Source organism: Pseudomonadota bacterium, from assembly GCA_041395565.1.
Taxonomy (GTDB): Bacteria; Pseudomonadota; Gammaproteobacteria; order UBA9214; family UBA9214; genus UBA9214.
Map to the genome: position 1 here is coordinate 247,476 of JAWLAI010000004.1, position 23,445 is coordinate 270,920.

Sequence of the window (23,445 nt, forward strand, 5' to 3'; positions counted from 1 at the left end):
GCGATTTTCTGGCATTATTGACGCCAATGGCAGAATTCATCACACCGTCGCGGACGCTGGCAGCGAAGGCCGGGCGCGCTATCGCCGATTTCGACATGATCCGTGCCGGCGACCGTATCCTGCTGGGACTTTCAGGCGGCAAGGATTCGCTGTCGCTGTTGCACCTGCTGCACCATTTCCAGCGTCGGGCGCCGCTGGCGTTCGAACTGGGCGCGATGACGGTCGACCCGATGGCCGGGGATTTCGATCCGTCGCCATTGATACCGTATCTTGCCGAACTGGGCGTGGCTTACCACTACGTGCGCGAACCGATCATGGAACTTGCCCGCGCGCACATGGGGCGTGATTCCTATTGCGCGTTCTGCTCGCGTCTCAAGCGCGGCTTCATGTACCGGACCGCGCGCGTGCATGGCTACAACGTGATCGCACTGGCGCAGCATCTTGACGACATGGCGGAGAGCTTCCTGATGTCGGCGTTTCATGGCGGCCGGTTGCAGACGATGAAGGCACATTACGTCAACGATGACGGTGACCTGCGGATCATCCGGCCGCTGGCCTATGTGCGCGAGCGGCAGACGCGGGATTTTGCCGCCGCCGCGGGCTTGCCGGTGATCGCCGACTCGTGCCCGGCCTGTTTTTCCAAGCCGACCCAGCGCCAGCACATGAAGGACCTGCTCGCGGCGGAGGAGGCGCAGAACCGGCTGCTGTTCCGTTCCCTGCTGACTGCGCTCAAGCCGCTGATGCGCGCGGGGCAGCCGCGCTCCGCCGCGCCGGTCGCCGCGCGCGCCAGCGGGGCATGATGCGCAGCGTCACGGATGCCGGCGAGCTGCAACGCCTGCGGAGCGCGGGTGCGGTGTTCGTCCTGTACGGTACGGCACACTGCCAGGTCTGCGGCGTGCTGCGACCGCAGCTGGATGCGCTGCTGACGCGCGAATATCCTGAATTCGACGGCGTCTACGTCGATTGTGCGCGTACACCCGCGCTCTGTGCCCAGAACGGCATCTTCAGCCTGCCGGTGCTGCAGGTGTACCTCGACGGCAGCATGGTGGTCGAGGCGGCACGCGCGTTCGGCCTGCAGCAGCTCCGGCACCAGCTCGAACGCCCGGTCGCCCTGTGGCGCGCGGGTGGCGCCGCTGACTGAGCCGGCGTGTCCGCGGGCGGCGCTGCCGGCCGGGAGTGGCCCGGCTGCGGTTTTTGGCTGATAATCGCATGCCACAGCCTCGCTAACCTGGGGTTTCCTCGGCAACGGTCGGCCTAGTACAGGGGGACATTCATGTCTGACAACAACATCACCATCCAGAGCTCCAAGACCCGTGCATTCAACAAGATTCCCTGGACCTTCCTGATCATTGCCTATCTGGTGACGGCGCACCTGATCCGGCTGGACCTGGGCGGTGTGGCCGGCTATGTCTTCATCGCCCTGGGCGTACTGGTGCTGTTCCTGGAATTCTTCAAGTCCGGCGACATCAGCACGGCGACCTTCCTCGTCGACACCCTCACCGCCGTGACCGGGGTGATCGTGGCGACGGCGCTGCTGTGTTACCTGTATTTCAAGCTGGGCCAGGCGCCGACCTTCTTTCACTGGTTCGGCTATGCCATTCTCGTCGGTGATGCGATCATGAGCCCGTTCAATTCCTTCCGCACCGCGCTGCGCAACTTCGGCGTCGGCGCCTGAACGGACGCGGGGCAGGCCGGTGCGCGAGATCATCACCATCGGCACCGGGTCGCGCGAGGAACTGGTGGATATCACTGGCCAGGTGCAGGCCTGCGTACAGCGCAGCGGGGTGCGTGACGGCCTGGTCAGCGTGTATGCCCAGGGCGCGACGGCCGCCGTGATGATCCAGGAGAACTGGGACGACAGCGTCCAGACCGACGTGGTGCACCTGCTGGCGCAGCTGATCCCGCGCGGGGCCTGGCTGCACGACCGGCAGGACGGCAACGGCGACGCCCACCTCAAGTCCGGCCTGGTCGGACCCTCGGAAACCATTCCGCTGATCGACGGCAGGCTCGGCTTGTCGCGCTGGCAGAACATCTTCTTCTGCGAGTTCGACGGGCCGCGCAGCGAACGCAACATCGTCTGCACGGTCATACCCGACAGTCACTGCTGAACCGTGCCTGCCGTGCACGTTACCGACCATGCCGATACTGGCCCACATGCTCGTCCTTATGCAGTTCACCGGTATCGGGGCGAGCTGTTTTCCGGTGGGCCTCGATCCGGCGGGCAGCCCCTGCTGGCTGCTGGCCTGCGTGCTCGGGCTCGGTGTGGGTGTCGTGACGCTCGGCTACAACCGTCCCGGTAATTTCGGCATCTATCCGCAACCGAAGGCGCAGGCGCAGCTGATTACCGCCGGTCCCTACCGTTACATCCGGCATCCCATGTATCTCGGCCTGCTGCTGACGATGCTCGGGATCGCCCTGTACAACGCGCACTGGCTCAATCTCGCCGGACTGGCGCTGGTCGCGGCGGCCGTCACGGGCAAGGTGCTGCTCGAGGAACGCCTGCTGCTGGCGCGGTTTCCGGACTATGCCGACTACATGCGGCGCACCGCGCGCCTGCTGCCCGGGCTGTTCTAGAACCTGTCTCATAACTCCCTCCCGCGGCTGCTACGTGGCGCTCCGGCGCGTGGACAGCTGCGCCAGCGCGGGATCGCGCGCGGGGTGGTGGCAATCAGCGCCGGGCCAGGTGCTGGTCGGGTCCGGGCCGGTCCGGCAGGGTGCCGTCGAACAGTTCCTCGGGCAGTTGCTGCACGACCTCGACGTGGTCGAGCCGGGTCTGCCCCACGACACCCGCCATGGCGTAATGCGTCTCCTCGAATGCGAACAGCCGGCCGCCGACCGTACGGAAATCGCTGTACACGGTGGCGAACTCCAGGTCGTGTTCCGCCGCCGTCGCCATAATGCCGCGCGACTCCACGATGCGGCCTGTGTCGGGGTCGACCCCGGCGATCAGGCGCAGGCCGCCGTGAAACGGCAGTTCCAGCGCGCGCAGCCTGCTGCCGTCGCGGGCAGTGATGAAGCCGCCGTCGCTGACCCGGTCACGGTGATCGAGCAGGGTGCCGGGCAGGCCGAGGCGTGCGGCCTGCAACAGCATCGCATCGTAGCGGGCGCCGGTCACCGGCGTACCCTGCTGCCAGGCACTGGCACCGGACAGCACCCGCAGTTCCCGGTCATCCTCGCCGTAACGCACGTCGATACGCAACCGGTCGGGGTACTGGAAGGCGCGGTGGATGCGTCCGGGCTGCCGGTGCATGGCGGATACGGTCGTGCCGTACTGCTCGAAGGCCGTCGCCGTGGCGAGCTGCTGCCTGCCGCCGTAGGCCGTGCCGACCCGCTCCAGCAGGGTGGCGAGATCGGCCGCGACCAGCCCCTGGCTGAACAGCAGCAGGGTCAGCCACAGGAACCGGAACGGAAACCGCGCGATGCTCATGCCATGGCAACCGTGAACTGAGTGGTGACGCCGGCGGGAGCTGACCGCCGGTCTTGCCCGATTATATGCCAGCCCGGCCCGCCCGTGGCCTTGCCGCGACGACGTGTTGACGCTGCCGCAGCAGCCGGCGCGCAGCCGGTCATGGCACCGCGACCGGTACGCAGCGTATACTGCTGCAGCACAGGGCCATACCTTGCGGGGGCAAATCTCATGGCGACCACCACTGAATGCGAAATCCTGGTCAATTCCTTGCTGGGCAAGGACCTCGATGCGGACGAGTGCGCCGTTCTGCTCGGCCTGACCGGGCGGCGCGCGCTGCGCGAGGGCGAGGATCTCGTGCGTGCGGGCGACACCGGCAGCACACTGTTCATCCTCATGTCGGGCAAGGTCACGGTCTTCGGCACCGTCGGGGGCAAGGAAGCGGCGCTGTACAGCATGAAACCGGGCGAGTGTGCCGGTACCCGTGCCTTTGTCGAGAACAGCCCGCGCCAGGCCACCCTGCGCGCCACGGGCAGCGCCACGGTGCTCACGCTCGAACCCGACGTCTTCGAGTCGCTGCTGGCCTCGCATCCGCGGATCGTCTACAAGTTCATGCGCGGGCTGTTCCGCCAGACCCATGCCAATCTCATGCGCATGGATGCGGAATCGCAGCAGCTTTCGAACTACATCACCAAGACCGGCGGACGTTACTGACGCCGGTTCCCTGGTCCGGCCGGTTCATTCGCTGCCACTGAAGGCGGTGCGCTCGTCGCGGAGATGGCGGCCGCCGCTCACCAGCCATGCGCCGTCCTGCCGGACCAGTGCGATCTCCACCCTGTGCACGTCCATGAAGCGGCCATCGCCATCACGGCGCGTGCCGAGCGCCGTGCCGGTGAGCTCGACGGTTGCGCGGTCGCCCTCGATCTGCACGACGGGTGCGAGCAGGGTCAGCTCGAGGGCGCTGAGGCGGCTGCGGGCCGCGGCGATCCTGCGGATCAGTTCCTCGCGGCTGGCGATTTCGGTGACGCCGTAATCCAGTGTCGTCAGGTCGTAGCGGGTCTGTGCGGTGAACATCGCGCCGAGCCGGCGTGCGCGGTTGAGCTGCGCCAGCGCGCTCTCCGGCGCGTCGAACGAGGCGAGGGCGCGCACCTGTTCGAGCCGCTCCAGGACGCGCTGTTGCTCGCTGTCGCGCAGCAGCAGCCAGGCCGCTGCCTGGACCAGGGCCAGCAGCGGCAGCACGTGCAGTGGGCGCAGCCTCACGTATACAGGCCCTTGCTCTGGATCAGGGTCCACTCCATCAACTGGGTGACCAGGGCCTCGGCGGGGCCGTGCTGGCCCTGCTGACGCAGCCATTCCGCCGCCCAGCGATGACCCCAGGCGCTGGCATTGCTCTCGCTTGCGTTCTGGGTCAGCTGGCGGGTGCCGGCGAGGTACAGGAACAGTGCGCGGGCCAGCCCGTGGACGGTCGCGGTCATCCGGTCGGGATAACTCCAGCGGCACAGCCCGCGCGTGGTGTAGCGGTCGGGTATGCTGCGCCGCCGGATCGGGCGTGGCGGGATGCGACCCCAGTGCATTTCCTCGGCCGGGTAATCCGGGCCCTGCCACACGTAGACCTTGATCCGGTACTTGTGCTGGGGCAGGGGCGGATCGGCTGCGGTGCCCGGTTCACGCGGGGTCCAGCAGGTGCTGAGTGTGAGCGGCGGGCACTGGCCGGCGAGCGGCGGACGGTGCTGGGTGGCGGTCATGGGGCTGACCCGGACCCAGTCGAGCAGCTCCAGGTCATAACCGGACAGCCGGTCGGCGATGAAGGCGATGACGGCGCCGGCGCGGGTACGATCGGTAACGGTGAATTCCGGGTGCTGCATCTGCCGGCCTCGCACTGGGCATGTCGCGTGCGTTGGTCAGGAAGTCGGTCGCTGCCACCGCTTATTTTAGACCGCCCGCAGTGCAGCGGGTAGGCGGCCGTTCGCGTATCCGCGCCGGGGCGGTGCGTACCGGTTAGGGCGCGCGGCGCTCGATCTCCCAATGGCCGTCCGCCTGCCGGGTGTAGACGAACCGGTCATGCAGGCGGTTCTCACGGCCCTGCCAGAATTCCATGCTCGCCGGCACGACCCGGTAGCCGCCCCAGAACGAGGGCAGCGGGATCTCGCCGCGCGCGAACTTGCGCTTCATCTCGTCGACCTTGGCGTCCAGCAGCGAGCGCGAGGAGATAACCCGGCTCTGCGGCGAGGCCCAGGCGCCGATCTGGCTGCCGCGCGGGCGCGAGGCGAAGTATTTCAGCGATTCCGCGGTCGGTATCCGCGCCGCCATGCCGCCGATCTTGACCTGCCGGCCGAGCGCCACCCACGGGAACAGCAGTGCCACCCGCGGGTTGTCCTCGATCTGGCGGGCCTTGTCGCTCTCGTAGTTGGTGAAGAACACGAAGCCCTCGGTGTCGTACAGCTTGAGCAGCACGGTGCGCACCCAGGGTTGTCCCTGCGCATCCACCGTGGCGATGGTCATGGCGTTGGGTTCGGCGATGCCGGAGTCGATCGCCTGGCGGAACCACAGCTCGAACTGCCGGAACGGATCGGGCTCCAGGGTTTCGCGTGACAGTCCCTCTGCCATCCAGCGGTCGCGGAGTTCGTCGGGGCTTGCTGGCATGGCGGTACTCGGTCGGCAGCTAACGGGGTGCCTACGATATAGGGACTGCGGCCCGGAATAAAGGGTGCGGCGGACGGCCGTGACTGAGCGGGCGTATCATCCGGCTATGGACGACCTCGAGCGCGACCGCAGGATCCGGGTATGGCAGGCACAGGCGCGGGCGGCCGCCAGACGCGGCAAGCCGCGTAACCTGTATGTGATCACGCTCGATCCGGAAGTGCTCTGGATACGCGAGTTCCGTCAGGAGAACCCGGGGTACATCGAGGGTATGCCGTGTGTCTACGTCGGCATGACCGTACATGAGCCCGGTGTCCGTTTCGAGCAGCACGTGCTCGGTTACCGTAGCAGCAAGTATCCGCACCGCTATGGTGTGGAACTGGCGCAGGAACTGCTGGAGGGTTTCGACGGGACAGGGCTCGACGATGCGGCGCGCGAGCGGGCGCTCGCCGTGTGGTTGCGCCGGCAGGGTATCGCCGTCTGGCAGAACTGAGATGCGCGGGTTTGCCGGTAAGCGCGACCGGCGCGGCCGGCGCTCAGCGCGGTTCGGGGCTGGCCGGCGCGTGCCCGGGCAGGTCCCTGACGAGCTGGTTCCAGGCCTGGCGCAGGGGTTTGGGTATCCGGCGCAGACGCGGCGCCTGCTGGCGTACCTCGCGCGCGAGCAGCACGTTAAGCGGTTTGCCTTTGGGGAAGGTCGCACCGTGGGTGAACAGGTGGATGCCGCTGACCGTGATCCCGGGCGCCAGCAGCCGGATGGCCTCGATCTGGCGTTGCAGGTAGTCGTCCGGATTGGGGAACTTGTAGCTGCAGCGGTTGATGACCTGGGTCCACTGGTCGGTCTGCGGGCCGCCGAAGATGACGCCGCTGAATCGCTTGACACCCACCACCAGCACGCCTTCGGCGGTCAGCAGCAGGTGATCGATGGCGACCTCGCCACCCGTCCCGTCGTTCAGGGCGATATCGTGCAGCGCCCGCGCGCCGAGGCGCCGCAGCGCGCGCTTAAGACGTCGTTCCTCGCGCCAGTTGAACAGCCGTTCGCGCGCGGCGTAGAGCAGCGCGGCGATGCCGGCCGCCACGCCGAGGAGAAGGTAGAGCTGGTCGGATGACAGCGGTACGGCTCGCAGCAGGTTCTGTAGCGTCTCAGGCATGTATCCCGGTCCCTAGATTGACGGGGCGTGATTATAGGGCAAGCGTCCGGTCGGGACGAAGCTGCCGCGCGCGGGATGCTGGGATAGGGTCTAGTTGCTGCTCAGAAACTGCGCGGGATTGACCTGCTTGCCGTCGCGCAGCACCTCGATGTGCACGTGCGGTCCGGTGGAGCGCCCGGTGGAACCCATCAGCGCGATCGGTTGACCCTTGCGTACGGTATCCCCGACCGCGACTAGGAGTTCCTTGTTGTGTCCGTAGCGCGTGACGATGCCGTTGCCGTGGTCGATCTCGACCATGTTGCCGTAACCGCTCCGGCTGCCGGCCCACATCACCACGCCGTCGCCGGTAGCCAGGACGTCCGAACCCTCCTTGCCGGCGATATCGATGCCCTTGTGCTGTTCCATCTTGCCGGTGAACGGATCGATGCGCTGGCCGAACTTGGAGGATAGCAGGCCCTGTTCGACGGCGTGGCCGGACGGCATCACGCGTTCGTGCAGGTTGCGGTTCATGATGAGTTGCTCGAGTACCCCCAGCTTCTGGGAGCGGTCGTTAACGGACAGCTCGAGTTCATCCATCATGCCAAGGAAGTCGGGCACGGTGGTCGCGGACAGGGTCGAGCCCTCGTGCGGGCCGCCGACCGGTGGCGCGATGGTGAAATCGAATTCGCTGGCGTCGAGGTCGGCCTGTGAGACCAGGCGGTTGCCCAGCGCGTCCAGGCGCATCAACTGGGCCTGCATGCGGCCGAGCCGCAATGCCAGCGCATCCAGGTGATCGCGTGCGCTGCGGCGGTTCTGCTCGATCTGATGCTGCTGTTCCCGTGTCAACTGCTGCAGTTGTTCGACCGCGCCGAGCTGGCGGTGGGCCTCGAGTCTCACGCCGAGGGTGAAGCCGCTGTAGAGTATGGCGCCGAGCAGGCTGACCAGGACGGCGCTGCCGAGGAAGAGCGCATGCCGCGGATTGTAGGTAAGACTATGGACACGACCGTAGCGGCTGGTAAGGAGAATGGTATTGAATGCCTGGTGCATGGCGCGTACCCGATTTATTTTTTTCGTTCCGGTCTGACGCACTCAACGCGCCGGTGTTTGTCACTAGCCGACCCGTGTCACCTGCAGGTCGTGTCACATTCTGGACCATAGGCTAGGGCGCAAAGGGGATAGAGGTAAATAGTCCAAAAGGACAGGTATGACTGTAGTATTAAGATAAAACAATATGTTGCGATTTAAATAGAGAATTCGCCTCATGTTATGGCAACGTCTCGCCTGCACCAATCCGGGCAGGCGGCCGGACTTGCGTGCGCATTCCCCCATCGTTTCCGGGGTCATGCCGCGGTGGCGCATGGCTTAGCCGCCCGCTTGTGCCGGTGCTGCATTGCGCTAGAGTAGCCGCCTATGGACATTCCCGCCGGTCTGTTGCCGGGCAGTTATCACTTTGGTGCGGCCGTACTCTACGTCCTGCTGCTGTTACTGGCCCTGCTCACGGCGCCATGGTGGAAGATTCGCGACAGCGAGGCCCAGCAGGTTCATTTCGGTGCCATTGTGATCGTACTGCTCCTGTGGATCATGCATGGCGGGATTCAGCGCGGGTTGGACTACCACCTGCTGGGTGCCACCGGCCTGACCCTCCTGTTCGAGTGGCAGTTCGCGCTGTTTGCCGTCAGCATGGTGCTGGCGCTAACGACCTGGCAGGGGGCGGCCGGGTGGGAAGCCTTCGGCGTGAATGCACTCGTCATGGGCGCGGTACCGATCACCTTCACGCGCATGCTGCTGTACCTGTCCCAGCGCTGGCTGCCACACAACTACTTCATCTATGTCTTCATCAACGCCTTCCTGGCGGGGGCGCTGTCGATCCTGCTGGCGGGGCTGGTTTCCGGCCTGGTCCAGCAACTGGCCGCCGTGCATCCCGGCGACACCCTGGTAGACAATTTTCTCGTGATCCTGCCGATGCTGATGTTCGGCGAAGGCTTCCTCAATGGCGCGGCGCTATCGCTGGTCGTGGCCTACCGCCCGGCCTGGGTGGCAACCTTCCATGACCGCTGGTACCTGCAGGGCAAGTGAGCCGCCGCCGGGAAGCGCGCTAGAATGCGAGTATCCAACACCTGCCGGAACCCGACCGATGGACAGCAACGAACCCGACTGCAGCCGTGAGGCGGAGAATCTCGATCCCGTAGCCATCAGCGAGCAACAGTTCGACCGCGCGGCCGCCTACGTCAAGGGCTTGAAGCGCGGTCTGATCGATTTCCTGAAAAAGCCCAAGCGGGTGATCACGGTGAATTTTCCGATCGAGCTGGATGACGGCTCGGTGCAGAGCTTCCGCGGCTACCGCGTGGTGCACAACCGCGTCTTCGGCCCCGCCAAGGGCGGTATCCGCTACCACCCGGACGTGACCATGGAGGAGGTCGTGTCGCTGGCCAAACTGATGACCTGGAAATGCGCGCTGGTCAACCTGCCGTTCGGCGGGGCGAAAGGCGGGGTCGTCTGCGACACCAAGCAGCTGAGCGAGGCCGAGCTGCGCCGCATCACGCGCCGGTTCACCTCCGAACTCTTCGACGTGATCGGTCCGTACAAGGACATCCCGGCACCGGATCTGTACACCGGCGAACAGACCATGGCCTGGATCTTCGATACCTATGATGTTCTGCACGCGGGTTTCAACAACCGCCCGGTGGTGACCGGCAAACCGGTCGAGATGGGCGGGGCCTGCGGCCGGGCCGAGGCCACCGGTACCGGCGTGGTCTTCGCGACCCAGCGCTTCCTGTCCAAGGCCCTCCTGCCCGACCTGCAGGAGATCGCCGGTGCGCGCGTGGTGATCCAGGGCTGCGGCGATGTCGGTGCGGTGGCGGCGCGCGCCTTCTGCCGCGAGGGCGCGCGCATCATCGCCATCAGTGACAGTCGCGGCGGCATCCACCGTGCGTCAGGGCTCGATCCGGAGGAGGTGGCGCGGTTCAAGGCCGAGCACGGATCGGTGGTCGGCATGCCGGACACCATGACCATCACCAACCCGGAACTGCTGGAACTGGACTGCGACATCCTGGTGCCCGCGGCGCTCGGCAACCAGATCACCGCCGGCAATGCACGCAACATCAAGGCCCGGCTGGTGGTGGAGGGCGCCAACAATCCCACGACGCCACAGGCCGACCTGATACTCAGGGACCGGGGCATACATGTGCTGCCGGATATCCTGGCCAATGCCGGCGGCGTCACGGTCAGTTACTACGAATGGGTGCAGAACCAGGTCAACGAGCAGTGGGACGCCGGCCGGATCATGGAGAAGCTGCGCGAGCACATGCAGACGGCCGTGGACACGGTGTTCAGGCGCTGGCAGGCGTTCGTGGTCGGCGAGGAGAAGCCGGAAGGCAGGGTGCTGTCGGAGCCGCCGGTCGAGGTGCCCGATTTCCGCACCGTGGCCCTGATTATCGCTATCGAGCGCGTGACGCACGCGACGCTGTTGCGCGGTATCTGGCCCTAGCCGGGTGGGATCGGCCGGCAACCGTCTGTCCGCTGGATCGGGCGGTTTCAGCGCGGCTGGCTCGCGCAGCGCCTGCGGCAATGCCGCCAGGCTGTTCGGCAGGGCGGGGGCGGTAGCGTGTGCCGCAGACACCGTGCAGGACTTGCACCTATCACATCAGTTCCCGCGACCGATCCGCCGGCATGGCGCCGCCACCTGCGGGCCGGGTTCGGTTAGACTGTTGCCGATCATTGTGCAGCGATAACGATAGGGAGCAGGCATGAAAATCACGCTGATCAGCGGCAGTCATCGCGCCGAGGCGCAAACGCTCAAGGTGGCGCGCCACATCCAGCGTACGCTGGAACAGGGAATCTGCGAGGAGACCGCGCTGGTAAACCTTGCCGACAATCCGCTGCCGCTCTGGGATACCGGGGTGTGGGACGGCGACGCGCAATGGCAGCGGCGCCTCGACCCGATCCGCGCGGAGCTGGCGGCGAGCGACGGTTTCGTGGTGCTGGCGCCGGAATGGCACGGCCAGGTGCCGGCCGGACTGAAGAATTTCTTTCTGCTCTTCGGTCAGCAGGAACTGGGGCACAAACCGGCATTGATCGTGACCGTTTCCGCTGGCGACGGCGGGGCCTACCCGGTAGCCGAACTGCGCATGAGCAGTTACAAGAATTCGCGCATCTGCTACCTGCCGGAGCAGGTCATCGTCCGGCATGTCGAGTCGGTTCTCAACGAAGACAGTGCCAGCAACAACGCGAGTGCCGACGAGTATTTCCGCGCGCGCCTCGCCTGGGCGCTGGGCATCCTGCGCGAGTACGCCCTGGCACTGCGTCAGGTGCGCGCGAGCGGTGCCACTGCGACGGAGCGCTTCAGGAACGGCATGTAGGGCCGCCTGCCGCACGCGGGGATGGCGCGCGGCGGAATCCGGCTGCATAATCCTGCGCGCAGATTTCCCTGTGCCGTCCGGTTTGCACTCATGATGGAAAGTAACGCCATTCCAGCCCCTCTGGCCGGTCCGGACGGTTGCGCCGGGCCGACGGCGGATCGTGCGCCGGTGACGGGGACCGTGGCGGCGCTCGCCGCGCAGGGCTGGAGCGTGACGCCGGACTTTCTGGAACCCGATCTGGTCGCAGTGCTGCGCCAGGAGCTGACGGATGCCTGGACATCCGGTGCCTTCCGGCGCGCCGGCGTCGGTCGGGGCGCGCAGCGCGAGTTCCGGCCCGAGGTGCGCACCGACTGGGTCCGTTGGCTGGATCCGCAGACGTGCAGCGCGGCCCAGGGCGCCTACCTGGCAGCACTGGAGCGGCTGCGGCAGGCACTCAACGCCGCGCTCTACCTGGGTCTGTTCGAGTTCGAGGCCCATCAGGCGGTCTATCCGCCGGGCAGCTACTACCGCAAGCATCTGGACCAGTTCATCGGCATCGGTGCGCGCCGGGTCAGCTGCATCCTTTACCTCAATGCGGACTGGCAGGCGGACGACGGCGGTCAGCTGCGACTCTATACCGATGCCGAGGTGCCCGACCGGCATGTGGATATCCTGCCGACGGGCGGTACGCTCGCAACCTTCCTGAGCGCGCGGTTCCTGCACGAGGTGCTGCCCGCGCGCCGTGCGCGCATGAGCATCACCGGCTGGTTCAGCACCCGCGGGTAGCCCCGCCAGGGCGGATCGTAGTCAGCGTTCGCGCAAAATCCCGCAGGCGGCGCTTGCCGCCAACCGGTACGGCGTACGCGCGGGAGTACGAGAATTGTCATGCCCGCGCAGGCGGACATCCAGAAAACCCGCGCAATACTGGATTCCGGCCTGCGCCGGAATGACGAGAAACATGGCCGCCGCAGGATTTTCCAATATTGAGATAGGTTCTAGTCAGGGTCTGCGCGATTCGGCGGCGTCGCGCGCGGCGGCCCTGCGGTGCGGTCGGGCGATTCAGTCCATCGTCAGCACGAGCTTGCCCTGCACGTGGCCGGTTTCGATCAGCGCATGGGCGGCCGCGGCTTCCTGGAGCGGGAATACCCTGGAGACCAGCGGCTTGAGCGTCCCGGCTTCGACCAGGGCCGCGCAGCGACGCAGGATTTCTCCTTGGTGCTGGCGTGCTGCGCGGAGATCATCGCGCAGCATGGGCGTGAGCATCAACGTGAAACTGATGGACAGGTTACGGTTGCGCGCCTCCTTCCAGTCCACGTCCTTGTCCGGTTCGAGCAGGGTCACGACCCGGCCGTAGACAGCCGCGGCGGCGAGGCTGCGGCGGAAGATATCGCCGCCCAGGGTGTCGAGCACCACATCAACGCCGCGATCGCCGGTCCAGTCCAGTGCGGCCTGCACGAAATCGCACTCGGGGTAGTGAATGACATGGTCGGCGCCTAGCATCCTGACGAAGGCCGCCTTCTCCGTGCTGCTGACGGTGGTGGCAACACGCGCGCCGACCTGGCTGGCCAGTTGGATGGCAGATGGCCCACGCCGCCGGCACCGGCATGGATCAGCACCGTCTGTCCTGCCGCGAGGCCGGCGCGATCGAACAGTGCCTCCCAGGCCGTGATCGCAGCCAGGGGCAGGGCGGCGGCGGCGGCGAAGTCCAGGCCGGTGGGCATGTGTTCGGCTGCGTGCTCCTCCAGCACCGTGACCTCGGCGTAATTGCCCGGTACACCACCGAGGCCGCCATGACAGAACCAGACCGCGTCGCCGGGCCTGAAGCGGGTCACCGCCTGCCCGCATTCGATCACAGTGCCGGCACCGTCGCAGCCGAGAATCGCGGGATAGGCATCCGGGTAGAACACACCGCGGGCGCGCAGCTTGGTATCGATCGGATTGATGCCGGCCGCCCGGAGCCGCACCTTGATGGCGGTGGCCGAGCCGAGGGCAGGTTCCGGAATGTCGACGCAGCGCAGGACCTCGCTTGCCGGTCCGGGCCGGATCATGTGCATTGCCTTCATGGCAGATTTATAACACGGGCGCGGTTGTCCGGGTACGGCCTGCCGCGCAGCGACAGGTAAGGAACCGATGCCGGCTGCCGTTAATACCCGACAGATAACGGAATTCCGGAACCAGACCGGCTGGCGGGGGCCCAGATGAAGCTGAAGACACTGATACTGTTGCCGCTGCGCATGCGGCTGCCGTTGACCTGCGCCGGCACGTTGCTGATGCTGGTCCTGCAGGGCTGCGCCACCCTCGACCGCGATGAGTGCCGGGTCGCCGATTGGCGCCTGATCGGCTACCAGGACGGTGTCCAGGGTAAACCGGCCGGCATCATAGGGACCTATCGGGAGGATTGTGCGAAACACGGTGTCGTGCCCGATCTGGATGACTGGCAGGCAGGTCGTGCCCAGGGGCTGCGCGAATACTGCACGGCCAGCACCGCCTTCCGCCTCGGGCGCGCGGGCAGTGCCTACCCGGCGGTCTGTCCCGAGGCGGAACGCGCGGACCTGCAACCCGCCTACGATGAAGGGCGGGCAATTTACCTGGCGCGTTCCCAGGTGAAGGATACCCGTGCCCAGATCGAGCGTCGCGGGCATCAGATCGACCACCTGCAGGATGACAAGCGTCACAAGCTCACCGAACTGGTGCAGGACGGAGTCACCAAGGAGCGGCGGGTGCTGCTGCTGTACGAGATTCACGAGATCGATGAGCAGATCGGCTCCCTGAGCGTGGAACTCGACGACCTCGAGCACGACCTGCATGTGCAGCAGGCCTATCTCGACAGCCTGGTCAGTTCCAGTGCGCCCTAGTCGCGTGCTGCCGTGACCGGTCCACGCCTGTCATGACGCGCTGATTGCCCACCCCGGTACGGCATGGACGCTGGACACCGCAAACCTCTCTCGCCGCTGGCGGCCGCGCAGGCTGCGCTGGCGGAAGCCAATCGCCGCATGCTCACCGATGAACAGCTGCAACGCGCGCTGGAGTCGTTCGAGCAGATCATGACCTATCGCAGCGAGATGTATCTGCATCTCTCGCGGCGGGTGCGTGTCACCGTGCGTGGCGGGATGGCGGTGTTTGCCGCAGTCGGCATCGCCCTGTTCGTGCTGCTCATCACCCTGGTGGTGCAGGTGGAGCACGCGGTCGACAGCAGCCGGCAGCTCGCGACGCACGTGCAGACGGTGGCCGGCGATATGGTGCAGATCGAGGCGACCATTGCCGCGATCGATACCCGCATGCAGCGCTTCGATTCGATCAGCGGCTACATGCACACGATGAATGAACAGACTGCGCTGATCGCGGACGGCATGGACGGACTCGATGCCAGGATGGAGGCCATCGGGCGGCAGATGGCCGTGATCAACGCGCAGCTGTTCAGCGTGACACGCAGCATGGGAGTGATGGGCGTGGCGGTCGGCGACATGGGGCATTCCGTCACCGAGCTGGCCCGTCCGGCCGGCATGTTCGGCTTTCTGCCCTGAACGTTTTGCGCATGCGCCAGCAGATACTCGACGAACTCACACGCTTCCTGGGCGAGATGGAAGGCGAGCTGTCATGCGTTTATCGCGACGAGATCGACAAGCAGCGCATGACCTCACGCATCGTGCGCGGCACGCTAGCGCTGCTGCTGGCGGTGGTGACGGCCAACTGTTATTACCTCTACCAGCTTTCCACCGGTCTGCACGAGAGCCTGGTGATGGTGGACGTGATGGCACACCGGTTCGGCCAGGTCACCACCAGCCTGAATCGCGTGACCGGCTCGGTCGCGCATATCGGGGAACGCATCCAGAGCCTGGACGGTATCGATACCGACATGGGCGCGGTGACAACGGAGGTGGTCCGCATCACGGCCGCGCTGTCCGGCATCGCCGGCACGGTTACGGACCTGAGCGTGGAGTTGCAGCAGGTCAACGCCGCCATGGGCGTCATCGACGGCCAGGTGTACGGGCTGACCGGCAATGTCCGGCAGATCGGCGGCGGCATGCAGCAGATGTCCGGACCCATGTCGTTCATGAACAAGATGATGCCCTGGTAGACCGGTCGGCCGTGGCGTGCGCCGCCGGCGTCACGGTGTGCGCGGTCGCAGGCGGAACAGTCCCTCCAGCTCTGCATCGCTGGTGAAATATAGTGCGCCATCCGGACCGAATGCCAGGCCGGCAGGTCGTGCCAGCCGCGTCCCGTCCGGACGCTGGAACCCGGTCACGAAGTCGACCACGTCCGCTACCTCGCCCGCGCTGAACCGCACCATCTGCAGTGCCGGGGGCCGGCGCGTGGCCTTGCTGCCGAAGGCGCCGCCGCCGGGGCGCGTGGCCCAGGAACCGTGCAGCGCGACCAGGGCATTGCCGTGTTCTTTCCCCCCCAGGGCCCCTGCCGGCACGAACGCGACGCCGAGCGGTGCGCTGCGGGCGGGGAAGGTGGCGCGCGGCAGGCGTACCTCGGACTCTGCGCGGGGCGGGTCGCTCCCGATGCAGCGGTCGCGCTGCAGCTTGCGGCCGTCAAACTGGAACCACGGCATGCCGTGGAAGGAACCGGCGCTCAGTCCGGCGAACACCTCCGGCGGTTGCTCGAAGCCGAGATGGTCCGGCCCGTTGTTACTCGCGTACAGTGCGCCGGTCTGCGGCTGCCAGTCGAACCCGACCGGATTGCGCAGTCCCGAGGCGAACGTCTGCCAGGCGGGTGCGGGGCCGCCTTCATCCAGCACCAGCACGCCGCCGCGCCGGTCCTGGAACGGATAGTCCGTGCCCAGGTACTGGTCGGAGCAGTTGCCGCTGATGCCGAGCGACAGGTAAACGCGGCCGTCCGGGCCGATGGCGACGGTGCGGCTGTTGTGACCGCCGCCGCCGGGCAGGGCGATGAGCCGGGTCACCGATCCGGGTGCGATGCGTGCCTGCCCGGGGCGGTAGGGCGCGCGGTACAGGCCGTCCGTCTGCGCGATGAGCAGTTCGCCGTCACGCCAGGCGACGCTGTGCGGATAATCCCCGAGCTGCAGCAGGACCTCGGGTTCGCGGTAGGGCGGTGGCAGCCGGTAGATGTTGCCGCTGCGGGAACCGGCCAGCAGGTCGCCGTTGGGCAGGAAGGTCAGCATGCGCGGTGCGTCGAGCCGGTCGGTCAGCAATTCCAGTTGCATGCCGTCGGGCAACCGCATGATCCAGTCCTCGCCGCGGACCGTCAGCACCTGGTCGTGGTAACCGGGTGTGACCGCCGCCGCGCTGCAGCAGCAGAACAAGAGGGCCGTCAGCAGCAGGTTGCGGAGCATGCCTACAGGGTAGCCGGCCCGGCGCGGTTTTTACAGGGCCGGGCGGGTATGGCTATCATAGCGTCCGCAATTATCCGGAGGAGGTCCGGCATGCCCGACGATCCACGCGCCGCACTGCATGAGATCATCATCACGGCCGCGCGCGAGGAACTGTTGCCGCGCTTCGCGGCGGTGACGCGCGCACGCAAGGCCGATGGCAGCGTGCTGACCGAGGCGGACCTGGCGCTGCAGGCACGCGTGGCCGAACGGCTGCGGGCGCGTTGGCCGGACACCGTGTTTCTCGGGGAGGAGATGACGCCGGCCGAGCAGCAGGTCGTGATCGCTTCGCAACAGCCGGTGTGGTGTCTCGACCCACTCGACGGCACCAGCAATTTCGCCTGCGGCATTCCCTATTTCTGCGTGTCCCTGTCCCTGCTGCAAGGCGGGACGGTGCAGCTGGGCCTGGTCTACGACCCGCTGCGTGACGAATGCTTCGATGCCGATCCGGTGCATGGCGCCCGGCTGAATGGTGTGGCGCTGCACGTGGCGGATCCCGGTCTGCCGCTGGCGCAGGCCACGGCGCTGGTGGACTTCAAGCGGCTGGCTCTGCCGCTGCGCGAACGGCTGATCAAGGCTGCGCCCTATGCCTCGCAGCGCAGCTTCGGTTCGGTGGCGCTGGACTGGTGCTGGCTGGCCGCCGGACGCGGGCACCTGTACCTGCACGGTCGCTCCAGCATCTGGGATTATGCCGCCGGGCAGTTCATCTTCACCCGCGCCGGCGGCGCTGCCTGCACCCTGCAGGGCGAGCCGGTGTTCACCCAGGCGCTCACCCCGCGTTCCTCGGTGGCTGCCGTGAGCGCGCCGCTGTTTGCGGCCTGGTCCGACTGGCTGGGCGTACCGGCGCAGTGAACTGCACGGCCTCTCGGCCGTGTTCCTTTTATTTCATTATGTTGCGGCGACTTTCTCGACGGCCTGGAAGATCCTGGCCGCCGTAGCACCTTCGTCGGATAGACCGGGGCGGCCTTGGTGTACGAGAATATTTGCGTCCCGGTATCAGGGTAGTGACGGTAACCCCCCCGCGTCCGGCAGTGACGCGGTAACGCAAGAATAACAAGATGGACTGGAAGACGGCCCTGCAATCGCTCCGGCAGTACAAGCTGCCGCGCACACGCGCACTGGAACAGGAAATCGAACGCCTGCGCGCGGAGCATGCGAGCGTGAACGCCACGCTGGAGCGGGTTCGCGACGAACTCACGCGTGCACACGCTGCCGACCTGCAGCAGATTACGCTGCTGCAGACCCAGCTCGGCGATATCGAATACGACCGCAACGCCGCTCGTGCACAGGCGCTCACCCTGGAACAATCGCTCGAGGAAGTGCGCAGCGAATTCGAGCGTACCCACAACAGCGACAACAAGCAGATCGCCGCGCTGCAGTCGCAGCTGGTGCAGATCGAGACGGACCGTGACAGCGCGCGTGCGCAGTCGACGGAACTCGAGCAGGCGTTGGATGAACTGCGCACCGAGTTTGCGCGCACCCACAGCGCGGATAGCGCGCAGATTACCACATTGCAGTCGCAGCTGACCCGGATCGAGTCGGACCGTGACAACGCGCAAGCGCAGGCGCAGGGCCTCGAACAGTCGTTGGCGGAGCTGCGTGCGGAATTCGCGCGCAGTCACAACGCGGATACCGAGCAGATCAATGCGCTGCAGGCGCGGCTGGTCCAGCTCGAAGCGGACCGCAACAGCGCACGCCAGCAGGCACAGCTGCTGGATGCCGAGCTGCGGCAGTCGCGGGAACGCGAGCAGACAACCGAGCAGCGCCTGCAACTGCTCGAGTCCCAGCTCGAGCGGACCCACGACCGCCATGAGTCGGAATTGTCCGTGGCACGGGCGGCCTTTGCCAGCCTGCAATCGGAGCAGCAGAGCCTGCTCAGCATGCAGTCCGAGATGACGCGCAATTTCAGCGATGCCAGCCAGGTGCTGGTCAAATCGGTCCAGACGGTTGCGCGACCTTCGCTGTGGCAGATGGTGCTGCTGGCCTGCCTGCTGTTCCTGTCCGGGGCGCTGGCCACTGCGCTCGTGCTGCGGGAGAGCCGTGAGCCGCAGCTGGATCTGGCCCGGGTCAGCGCCAGTATCGACGGTCTGCAGTCCATGATGCAGACACATTTCCGCACGCATGAGGAACTGCTCACGACGCTGACGCGGCTGGTCGATGGTCTGACAGTCGAGGAGCCGGCACCGCAGGCAGCGCCCGTACCCGAGCCGGAGGAATCCGACGACCATGTTCAGCTCGACGTGATGCCGGGCACGCAGGTCAGGCAGGTGCAGGCAAACCTGCAGGTGCTGGGCTTCGATATCGGGCCGGCCGGTGTCGACGGCGTGCGCGGTGCCCGGACCGGCCAGGCCCTGAGCTGGTATCGGACGCTGTATCTGCCGGAGAGTGCGGAGGCATCGATGCAGGAGATCGAGGCCAGCCTGCAGTATCACGCCGACGTGGCGCGGGCCGATGCCGAGAAGTACGGCATCGACAGCGCGGTGACCGCGGCGATCCGGCTCGGCAGTCTGCGTACCGGCGTGGAGTTTCCCTATCTGATGGAGCTCGCGGCGGTGGAGAGCAGTTTCAATCCGCGCGCCCAGGCCCCCACGACCTCCGCCGCCGGGCTGTATCAGTTCAAGGAGGAAACCTGGCTGGAGGCGATCAAGCAGCACGGCGACAGTTATGGTCTTGGACGCTATGCCAGGCTGGTGGAATACAGCGTCGACGAGTCCGGCAAGCGGCAGCCGCAAGTCAGTGACCCCACGCTGCGCCAACAGGTGCTCGACCTGCGGTTCAATCCCGGGCTGTCCGCCTTGATGACGGCAGAGAAGGTGCGCGACGGCATGCGCAAGCTATCCGGCAAGCTGGAGCGGGAACCCAGGCGTGCCGATCTGTACCTGACCCACTTCTTCGGCATGAGCGGTGCCCTGTCTTTCCTCGATGCCCTGTCCACCAACCCGGACGGTATCGCCGGTGAAATCTTCCCGGGGCCGGCACGCCGCAACCGCGGCATCTTCCAGCGCAGCAACCGCAGTCTGCGTACGGTCGCCGAGGTCTATCGACTGCTGGAACGCAAGTTCAATACCTCGCGCTACGAGGGCGGTTGATGCCATGCCCGAAGCCAGTGCGTCGCGCTGGCTTCGGATGCCATGCGGGGGTATCCTAGCCAGCAGCCGGGGCGGACGATGCCCGTACATTGTGCCCACACCCATGACCGCCACACGGTCGTGGCCGTGGGGATCAGGAGAAAGGTTCCAGCCGCATGGCGGAGAGGCGACCACAGCGCAGACAGGTTATCGATCGGTTCGATATCCAGCCCGGGCGGGTGCTGGCGCGCAAGTACGAAGTCGTCAAGCTGCTCGGCCGCGGCTGGGAAGGCGAGGTGTACCTGGTGCGCGAGCAGCGCACCAGCATCGATCGCGCGGTGAAATTGTTCTATCCGCAGCGCAACCCCGACGACAAGATCGTTAATTTCTATGCCTGCAAACTTCACAAGCTGCGTCACTGCCCGATCGCCATCCAGTACCACACCCACGAGATCATCATGTACCAGCGCCAGCCGATCACGCTGCTGGTGTCTGATTTCGTCGAGGGTGAGCTGCTTTCGGAGTTTCTCGCGCGCCAGCCCGGCAAGCGGTTGTCAGCCTTCCCGGCACTGCACCTGCTGCATGCGCTCGCCGCCGGCATCGAGTGCATCCACCAGATGAGGGAATATCACGGCGACCTGCACAGTGACAACGTCATGGTGCAACGCTACGGTCTGGGTTTCGACCTGAAACTGCTGGATTTCTTCCACTGGGGCAGACCCAAGCCCGAGAACATCCACGACGACGTGGTGGACCTGGTCAAGCTGCTGTACGAGGCCATCGGCGGGCAGCGGCACTACAGCAAGCAGCCGACCGAGATCAAGGCGATCTGCTGCGGCCTCAAGCGCAGCCTGATCCTGAAGAAATTCCGCAGCGCTGGCCAGTTGCGCGAATACCTGGAAAACATGCAGTGGAGCCGCACATGACGGCACCCAGGCTGTTCCTCGGCCAGGACATGGCCGAGCCACTGCTGATGCCGCTCGCGGACGGCCAGGTCTGCGTGTTCACCGAACGGCGCCCGGGGCGCGACACCGAGAACGAGGATGGCGTGGCCCTGATCCCGGGCGATGCCAACAGCGCGGTCGTCGCGGTCGCCGACGGCCTGGGCGGTCTGCCCGCGGGCGACCTGGCGGCGGCCGTCGCATTGCAGCAGCTGACCGACAGCGTTGCCGGCCAGTCCGGCGATGCCCAGCGCGAGGCGGTGCTGACCGGCATCGAGGCTGCCAATGCCGCCGTGCTCGCGCAGGCGCAGGGTGGCGGGACGACGCTTGCCGTGGTGAGTATCGCCAACGACACGGTGCGTGCCTATCACGCAGGGGATTCCATGATCATGGTCTGCGGCCAGCGCGGCAAGCTGAAATACCAGTCGGTGCCGCATTCGCCGGTTGGCTATGCCGAGGCATCCGGCATGCTGGACGCGGATGCCGCCATGTTCCATGCCGAGCGCCATCTGGTATCCAACATGGTGGGCATGACCGACATGCGGCTGGAGATCGGGCCATTGGTACAGCTGGCCCGCTACGATACCGTCGTGGTCGGCAGCGACGGTCTATTCGACAACCTCTTCGTCAGCGAGATCATCGAGCTGGTCCGCGCCGGCCCGCTCGTGCAGGCAGCGCAACGGCTGCTGGCCAGCGCGCGTGAGCGCATGCAGCGCGCCGGCAGCGAGCGTCCGCACAAGCCGGACGACCTCGCCTTCATCCTGTTCCGGCGCAGCTAGAGCCGCGATTCTCTTCCCTGTACGCGCCGGGATCCGGACGCGGCCCGAGTGCAGCTACCTATAGCTGCGCCAGCGCCTCGCGGATCGTGTCCTTGCGGTCCGAAGCGGTCCGGTAGACGGCGAACACCGGGCGCTCGATCTGCGGGGCCGATTTGACACGGTACAGCCGCCGGCTGCCATGCGCGGGCGAGAGCATCCGGTCGGGAAGGTAGGCAGCACCCTCGTTGTGGTCGAGAAAGCGCCGGGCCAGCATCCCCAGGCTCATGTGCAGGGCGGGCGCCGGCAGGTCGGGAAACAGGCGGGCGTGGTTGCGTGCGAACGCCGTACCCCAGTCGACCAGGATATAGCCGGAACGGCAGGCTTCATCGACCCGCAGACCGCGCCGCGTCGCCACCAGCACCAGGTTGATAACCCCCAGTTCACGGATTTCCAGTTCCGGCGCCTGCGGCGGCTCGAACAGCACGGCAAGGTCGATCACCCCGTCCAGCAGCTTGCGCAGCAGCAGGTCCGTGCTACCCGACTCCACCAGCAGGGCCGTGTCCGGCATGTGCAGGCGCAGCCGCTGCAGCCAGCCGTCGAGCAGTGTCTCCCACAGGTCGAGCAAGGCGCCGACGGCCAGCCCGCGACTGAATTCCGCGCCGAGGCCGGTGTCCTGGCGCGCCCGGGCCCAGACCTGGACGATGGTTTCCGCGTGCTTGTGCAGTTGCCGGCCTTCCGGCGTCAGCTGAATGTTGTTGCGGCTGCGCGTGAACAGTGCGACCCCGATGGTGTGTTCCAGTTGCCGGATCCGGGCGCTCACGGCCGACTGCGTGACGCAGAGCTCGGCGGCGGCCTTGCCGAAATGGCGGGTACGCGCGACTTCCAGGAAGGTCCGCAGCAGTTCGATGTCCATACCGGTTTATCGATAAATGATTTTGATCGTGATGGCAATAAATTTTCGTTTGCTGAGTGTGTCCATGCATTCTATAAGCCAATGCTAATGATGCGTGAAAATCGCAAACCGACCGACCCGTATCGCACCGGCCCGGCATGGTGCCGGCGCGGCGCTGCCGCGCGCCGTGTGATCCGTTTGACAACCGGAGGGCGCCTGGCCGCCTGGAGAACATCACCCCATGAATCATGACGTTTGCACGCTGCGGGCGACGCGCGGCCTGCTGGCCGGCATGCTGCTGGCCTGTGCGGCAGTGGCCCTGGCCGATCCTACGGCAGAATGCCGCCAGGAGGTACAGGATTATGGCATTCCGCCCGAGCAGGCATCGGAGTATATCGCCGGCTGCATCCTGTCCCGGGGCGGCACGCTGGAATCCGCTCCCGCTGAGGATGCCATGCCGGTCGGGGAGATGCCGGTCGAGGCGATGCCGGAAACCGTCCCGCCGGACGATCAGAGCGGCCTGCTGCCGGACGCGCAGCTGAACGATCCCGTGACCGATTTCGAACAGCCCGCGGGGGCCGTGTCGGAAGGTGCCTATGTCACGTACTAAGTCAACCGCACGCGCCGCCGCCCCGGGGCGCCGGGCCAAGTCCGACGCCGGTCGCGGCGCCGAGTCCGCCGGCGCCGACAACAAGGCCCGCAAGGACACCGAACAGGACGGCAATCAGGCCGACTGGGAGGAGGGTGGCGATGAAATCGACCTGATCCCGGACATCGACGGCCTGCTCGGTCGGCCCGCGGCAACCCGCAGCAACGAGTCCGAGGCCCGGCGCCGCATCGAGATGCTGCGCGAGGACCGCGCACTGCAACAGGCGCTGAGTGATGTGTTCGACCTGTAGCTGCCGCAGCGTGCTGCGGCGGCGCGCAGGCCCGGGCCAGTA

Annotated in this window: 29 protein-coding genes and 1 pseudogene; 20 read left to right on the forward strand and 10 right to left on the reverse strand. The window is 66.4% G+C overall.

Annotation, left to right across the window (positions count from 1 at the left end):
* Window positions 1-26: 26 nt before the first annotated feature.
* The 5 genes from R3F42_07030 to R3F42_07050 all read left to right on the forward strand — a co-directional run bounded on the left by R3F42_07030 (window position 27) and on the right by R3F42_07050 (window position 2,574).
* On the forward strand, window positions 27-800 hold the full coding sequence (locus tag R3F42_07030; GenBank protein MEZ5541780.1) for an ATP-binding protein: 774 nt from the start codon (window positions 27-29) through the stop codon (window positions 798-800).
* On the forward strand, window positions 797-1,141 hold the full coding sequence (locus R3F42_07035) for a thioredoxin family protein (GenBank protein ID MEZ5541781.1): 345 nt from the start codon (window positions 797-799) through the stop codon (window positions 1,139-1,141). Before R3F42_07030 ends, R3F42_07035 begins: the two co-directional genes overlap by 4 nt.
* A 132-nt stretch (window positions 1,142-1,273) precedes the next feature.
* The gene (locus R3F42_07040; GenBank protein ID MEZ5541782.1) at window positions 1,274-1,675 is read left to right on the forward strand and encodes a hypothetical protein; all 402 of its coding nucleotides are present in this window, start codon (window positions 1,274-1,276) and stop codon (window positions 1,673-1,675) included.
* Between the two features lie 19 nt (window positions 1,676-1,694).
* Complete coding sequence (locus tag R3F42_07045) at window positions 1,695-2,108, forward strand: secondary thiamine-phosphate synthase enzyme YjbQ (GenBank protein ID MEZ5541783.1); 414 nt, start codon at window positions 1,695-1,697, stop codon at window positions 2,106-2,108.
* Window positions 2,109-2,136: 28 nt separating this feature from the next.
* Window positions 2,137-2,574, forward strand: a complete 438-nt coding sequence (locus tag R3F42_07050; protein ID MEZ5541784.1) for a methyltransferase — start codon at window positions 2,137-2,139, stop codon at window positions 2,572-2,574.
* Window positions 2,575-2,668: 94 nt separating this feature from the next.
* Here R3F42_07050 and R3F42_07055 read toward each other — a convergent pair whose 3' ends face one another.
* Window positions 2,669-3,427, reverse strand: coding sequence for a hypothetical protein (locus R3F42_07055; GenBank protein ID MEZ5541785.1), 759 nt, complete (start codon window positions 3,425-3,427; stop codon window positions 2,669-2,671).
* A 210-nt stretch (window positions 3,428-3,637) separates the two neighbouring features.
* On the opposite strand from R3F42_07055, the gene R3F42_07060 reads away from it, so the two are divergent.
* Window positions 3,638-4,120, forward strand: a complete 483-nt coding sequence (locus R3F42_07060) for a cyclic nucleotide-binding domain-containing protein (GenBank protein MEZ5541786.1) — start codon at window positions 3,638-3,640, stop codon at window positions 4,118-4,120.
* A 24-nt stretch (window positions 4,121-4,144) separates the two neighbouring features.
* On the opposite strand, the gene R3F42_07065 is transcribed toward R3F42_07060, so the two are convergent.
* The 3 genes from R3F42_07065 to pdxH all read right to left on the reverse strand — a co-directional run bounded on the left by R3F42_07065 (window position 4,145) and on the right by pdxH (window position 6,049).
* Complete coding sequence (locus R3F42_07065) at window positions 4,145-4,666, reverse strand: nuclear transport factor 2 family protein (GenBank protein ID MEZ5541787.1); 522 nt, start codon at window positions 4,664-4,666, stop codon at window positions 4,145-4,147.
* Window positions 4,663-5,271: a hypothetical protein gene (locus R3F42_07070; protein ID MEZ5541788.1), complete on the reverse strand. Its 609-nt coding sequence runs from the start codon at window positions 5,269-5,271 to the stop codon at window positions 4,663-4,665. Before R3F42_07070 ends, R3F42_07065 begins: the two co-directional genes overlap by 4 nt.
* A gap of 133 nt (window positions 5,272-5,404) precedes the next feature.
* Window positions 5,405-6,049 carry a pyridoxamine 5'-phosphate oxidase gene (gene pdxH / locus R3F42_07075; protein ID MEZ5541789.1) on the reverse strand — a complete coding sequence of 215 codons (645 nt, stop codon included), beginning with the start codon at window positions 6,047-6,049 and terminating at the stop codon, window positions 5,405-5,407.
* A 79-nt stretch (window positions 6,050-6,128) separates the two neighbouring features.
* On the opposite strand from pdxH, the gene R3F42_07080 reads away from it, so the two are divergent.
* Window positions 6,129-6,539, forward strand: a complete 411-nt coding sequence (locus tag R3F42_07080; protein ID MEZ5541790.1) for a hypothetical protein — start codon at window positions 6,129-6,131, stop codon at window positions 6,537-6,539.
* Window positions 6,540-6,582: 43 nt separating this feature from the next.
* On the opposite strand, the gene R3F42_07085 is transcribed toward R3F42_07080, so the two are convergent.
* Window positions 6,583-7,194 (reverse strand): nuclease-related domain-containing protein, encoded by a 612-nt coding sequence (locus R3F42_07085; GenBank protein ID MEZ5541791.1) that lies wholly within the window; start codon window positions 7,192-7,194, stop codon window positions 6,583-6,585.
* A 90-nt stretch (window positions 7,195-7,284) separates the two neighbouring features.
* Window positions 7,285-8,220: a M23 family metallopeptidase gene (locus R3F42_07090; protein MEZ5541792.1), complete on the reverse strand. Its 936-nt coding sequence runs from the start codon at window positions 8,218-8,220 to the stop codon at window positions 7,285-7,287.
* 363 nt (window positions 8,221-8,583) lie between these two features.
* Here R3F42_07090 and R3F42_07095 point away from each other — a divergent pair, with 363 nt between their 5' ends.
* The 4 genes from R3F42_07095 (at window position 8,584) to R3F42_07110 (ending at window position 12,296) form a co-directional block, all read left to right on the forward strand.
* Window positions 8,584-9,249: an energy-coupling factor ABC transporter permease gene (locus R3F42_07095; GenBank protein ID MEZ5541793.1), complete on the forward strand. Its 666-nt coding sequence runs from the start codon at window positions 8,584-8,586 to the stop codon at window positions 9,247-9,249.
* Window positions 9,250-9,307: 58 nt separating this feature from the next.
* Window positions 9,308-10,660: a Glu/Leu/Phe/Val dehydrogenase gene (locus R3F42_07100; GenBank protein MEZ5541794.1), complete on the forward strand. Its 1,353-nt coding sequence runs from the start codon at window positions 9,308-9,310 to the stop codon at window positions 10,658-10,660.
* A gap of 259 nt (window positions 10,661-10,919) precedes the next feature.
* Window positions 10,920-11,531, forward strand: coding sequence for an NAD(P)H-dependent oxidoreductase (locus R3F42_07105; protein ID MEZ5541795.1), 612 nt, complete (start codon window positions 10,920-10,922; stop codon window positions 11,529-11,531).
* Window positions 11,532-11,621: 90 nt separating this feature from the next.
* A complete protein-coding gene (locus R3F42_07110; GenBank protein ID MEZ5541796.1) occupies window positions 11,622-12,296 on the forward strand; it encodes a 2OG-Fe(II) oxygenase family protein in 675 nt (224 codons plus the stop codon).
* Between the two features lie 21 nt (window positions 12,297-12,317).
* On the opposite strand, the gene R3F42_07115 is transcribed toward R3F42_07110, so the two are convergent.
* Together R3F42_07115 and R3F42_07120 are read right to left on the reverse strand one after the other, a co-directional pair.
* Window positions 12,318-12,470 carry a hypothetical protein gene (locus R3F42_07115; GenBank protein MEZ5541797.1) on the reverse strand — a complete coding sequence of 51 codons (153 nt, stop codon included), beginning with the start codon at window positions 12,468-12,470 and terminating at the stop codon, window positions 12,318-12,320.
* A gap of 99 nt (window positions 12,471-12,569) precedes the next feature.
* Window positions 12,570-13,573 (reverse strand): annotated as a pseudogene (locus R3F42_07120) (zinc-binding dehydrogenase).
* Window positions 13,574-13,708: 135 nt separating this feature from the next.
* On the opposite strand from R3F42_07120, the gene R3F42_07125 reads away from it, so the two are divergent.
* The 3 genes from R3F42_07125 (at window position 13,709) to R3F42_07135 (ending at window position 15,588) form a co-directional block, all read left to right on the forward strand.
* Window positions 13,709-14,365 (forward strand): DUF2799 domain-containing protein, encoded by a 657-nt coding sequence (locus R3F42_07125; protein ID MEZ5541798.1) that lies wholly within the window; start codon window positions 13,709-13,711, stop codon window positions 14,363-14,365.
* Between the two features lie 63 nt (window positions 14,366-14,428).
* Entirely contained in the window at window positions 14,429-15,034 is a 606-nt protein-coding gene (locus R3F42_07130; GenBank protein ID MEZ5541799.1) for a hypothetical protein, read from the forward strand.
* Window positions 15,035-15,045: 11 nt separating this feature from the next.
* The gene (locus R3F42_07135) at window positions 15,046-15,588 is read left to right on the forward strand and encodes a hypothetical protein (protein MEZ5541800.1); all 543 of its coding nucleotides are present in this window, start codon (window positions 15,046-15,048) and stop codon (window positions 15,586-15,588) included.
* A 30-nt stretch (window positions 15,589-15,618) separates the two neighbouring features.
* Here R3F42_07135 and R3F42_07140 read toward each other — a convergent pair whose 3' ends face one another.
* A complete protein-coding gene (locus R3F42_07140) occupies window positions 15,619-16,809 on the reverse strand; it encodes a sugar dehydrogenase (protein ID MEZ5541801.1) in 1,191 nt (396 codons plus the stop codon).
* A 90-nt stretch (window positions 16,810-16,899) separates the two neighbouring features.
* Between R3F42_07140 and R3F42_07145 the strand changes: the two genes are divergently transcribed.
* From R3F42_07145 to R3F42_07160, 4 genes are all read left to right on the forward strand, one after another.
* Window positions 16,900-17,697 (forward strand): inositol monophosphatase family protein, encoded by a 798-nt coding sequence (locus tag R3F42_07145; protein MEZ5541802.1) that lies wholly within the window; start codon window positions 16,900-16,902, stop codon window positions 17,695-17,697.
* Window positions 17,698-17,903: 206 nt separating this feature from the next.
* Window positions 17,904-19,934, forward strand: a complete 2,031-nt coding sequence (locus R3F42_07150) for a transglycosylase SLT domain-containing protein (GenBank protein ID MEZ5541803.1) — start codon at window positions 17,904-17,906, stop codon at window positions 19,932-19,934.
* Between the two features lie 155 nt (window positions 19,935-20,089).
* A complete protein-coding gene (locus tag R3F42_07155) occupies window positions 20,090-20,839 on the forward strand; it encodes a protein kinase (GenBank protein ID MEZ5541804.1) in 750 nt (249 codons plus the stop codon).
* Window positions 20,836-21,633 (forward strand): protein phosphatase 2C domain-containing protein, encoded by a 798-nt coding sequence (locus tag R3F42_07160; GenBank protein ID MEZ5541805.1) that lies wholly within the window; start codon window positions 20,836-20,838, stop codon window positions 21,631-21,633. Before R3F42_07155 ends, R3F42_07160 begins: the two co-directional genes overlap by 4 nt.
* Before the next feature lie 58 nt (window positions 21,634-21,691).
* On the opposite strand, the gene R3F42_07165 is transcribed toward R3F42_07160, so the two are convergent.
* Complete coding sequence (locus R3F42_07165; protein ID MEZ5541806.1) at window positions 21,692-22,525, reverse strand: LysR family transcriptional regulator; 834 nt, start codon at window positions 22,523-22,525, stop codon at window positions 21,692-21,694.
* Window positions 22,526-22,745: 220 nt separating this feature from the next.
* On the opposite strand from R3F42_07165, the gene R3F42_07170 reads away from it, so the two are divergent.
* Together R3F42_07170 and R3F42_07175 are read left to right on the forward strand one after the other, a co-directional pair.
* Entirely contained in the window at window positions 22,746-23,114 is a 369-nt protein-coding gene (locus tag R3F42_07170; GenBank protein ID MEZ5541807.1) for a hypothetical protein, read from the forward strand.
* Window positions 23,101-23,403 (forward strand): hypothetical protein, encoded by a 303-nt coding sequence (locus R3F42_07175; GenBank protein MEZ5541808.1) that lies wholly within the window; start codon window positions 23,101-23,103, stop codon window positions 23,401-23,403. The genes R3F42_07170 and R3F42_07175 overlap by 14 nt, the downstream gene beginning before the upstream one ends.
* Window positions 23,404-23,445: the final 42 nt, after the last annotated feature.

Bases quoted from the DNA above. Each gene is read 5' to 3' on its own strand.
- R3F42_07070 (MEZ5541788.1), bottom strand. From the start codon at position 5,271: ATGCAGCACCCGGAATTCACCGTTACCGATCGTACCCGCGCCGGCGCC.
- R3F42_07115 (MEZ5541797.1), bottom strand. From the start codon at position 12,470: ATGTTTCTCGTCATTCCGGCGCAGGCCGGAATCCAGTATTGCGCGGGT.
- R3F42_07105 (MEZ5541795.1), top strand. From the start codon at position 10,920: ATGAAAATCACGCTGATCAGCGGCAGTCATCGCGCCGAGGCGCAAACG.
- pdxH (MEZ5541789.1), bottom strand. From the start codon at position 6,049: ATGCCAGCAAGCCCCGACGAACTCCGCGACCGCTGGATGGCAGAGGGA.
- R3F42_07095 (MEZ5541793.1), top strand. From the start codon at position 8,584: ATGGACATTCCCGCCGGTCTGTTGCCGGGCAGTTATCACTTTGGTGCG.
- R3F42_07085 (MEZ5541791.1), bottom strand. From the start codon at position 7,194: ATGCCTGAGACGCTACAGAACCTGCTGCGAGCCGTACCGCTGTCATCC.
- R3F42_07175 (MEZ5541808.1), top strand. From the start codon at position 23,101: ATGTCACGTACTAAGTCAACCGCACGCGCCGCCGCCCCGGGGCGCCGG.
- R3F42_07090 (MEZ5541792.1), bottom strand. From the start codon at position 8,220: ATGCACCAGGCATTCAATACCATTCTCCTTACCAGCCGCTACGGTCGT.
- R3F42_07135 (MEZ5541800.1), top strand. From the start codon at position 15,046: ATGCGCCAGCAGATACTCGACGAACTCACACGCTTCCTGGGCGAGATG.
- R3F42_07165 (MEZ5541806.1), bottom strand. From the start codon at position 22,525: ATGGACATCGAACTGCTGCGGACCTTCCTGGAAGTCGCGCGTACCCGC.
- R3F42_07170 (MEZ5541807.1), top strand. From the start codon at position 22,746: ATGAATCATGACGTTTGCACGCTGCGGGCGACGCGCGGCCTGCTGGCC.
- R3F42_07130 (MEZ5541799.1), top strand. From the start codon at position 14,429: ATGGACGCTGGACACCGCAAACCTCTCTCGCCGCTGGCGGCCGCGCAG.
- R3F42_07035 (MEZ5541781.1), top strand. From the start codon at position 797: ATGATGCGCAGCGTCACGGATGCCGGCGAGCTGCAACGCCTGCGGAGC.
- R3F42_07145 (MEZ5541802.1), top strand. From the start codon at position 16,900: ATGCCCGACGATCCACGCGCCGCACTGCATGAGATCATCATCACGGCC.
- R3F42_07040 (MEZ5541782.1), top strand. From the start codon at position 1,274: ATGTCTGACAACAACATCACCATCCAGAGCTCCAAGACCCGTGCATTC.
- R3F42_07110 (MEZ5541796.1), top strand. From the start codon at position 11,622: ATGATGGAAAGTAACGCCATTCCAGCCCCTCTGGCCGGTCCGGACGGT.
- R3F42_07155 (MEZ5541804.1), top strand. From the start codon at position 20,090: ATGGCGGAGAGGCGACCACAGCGCAGACAGGTTATCGATCGGTTCGAT.
- R3F42_07150 (MEZ5541803.1), top strand. From the start codon at position 17,904: ATGGACTGGAAGACGGCCCTGCAATCGCTCCGGCAGTACAAGCTGCCG.
- R3F42_07050 (MEZ5541784.1), top strand. From the start codon at position 2,137: ATGCCGATACTGGCCCACATGCTCGTCCTTATGCAGTTCACCGGTATC.
- R3F42_07100 (MEZ5541794.1), top strand. From the start codon at position 9,308: ATGGACAGCAACGAACCCGACTGCAGCCGTGAGGCGGAGAATCTCGAT.
- R3F42_07030 (MEZ5541780.1), top strand. From the start codon at position 27: ATGGCAGAATTCATCACACCGTCGCGGACGCTGGCAGCGAAGGCCGGG.
- R3F42_07060 (MEZ5541786.1), top strand. From the start codon at position 3,638: ATGGCGACCACCACTGAATGCGAAATCCTGGTCAATTCCTTGCTGGGC.
- R3F42_07125 (MEZ5541798.1), top strand. From the start codon at position 13,709: ATGAAGCTGAAGACACTGATACTGTTGCCGCTGCGCATGCGGCTGCCG.
- R3F42_07055 (MEZ5541785.1), bottom strand. From the start codon at position 3,427: ATGAGCATCGCGCGGTTTCCGTTCCGGTTCCTGTGGCTGACCCTGCTG.
- R3F42_07140 (MEZ5541801.1), bottom strand. From the start codon at position 16,809: ATGCTCCGCAACCTGCTGCTGACGGCCCTCTTGTTCTGCTGCTGCAGC.
- R3F42_07160 (MEZ5541805.1), top strand. From the start codon at position 20,836: ATGACGGCACCCAGGCTGTTCCTCGGCCAGGACATGGCCGAGCCACTG.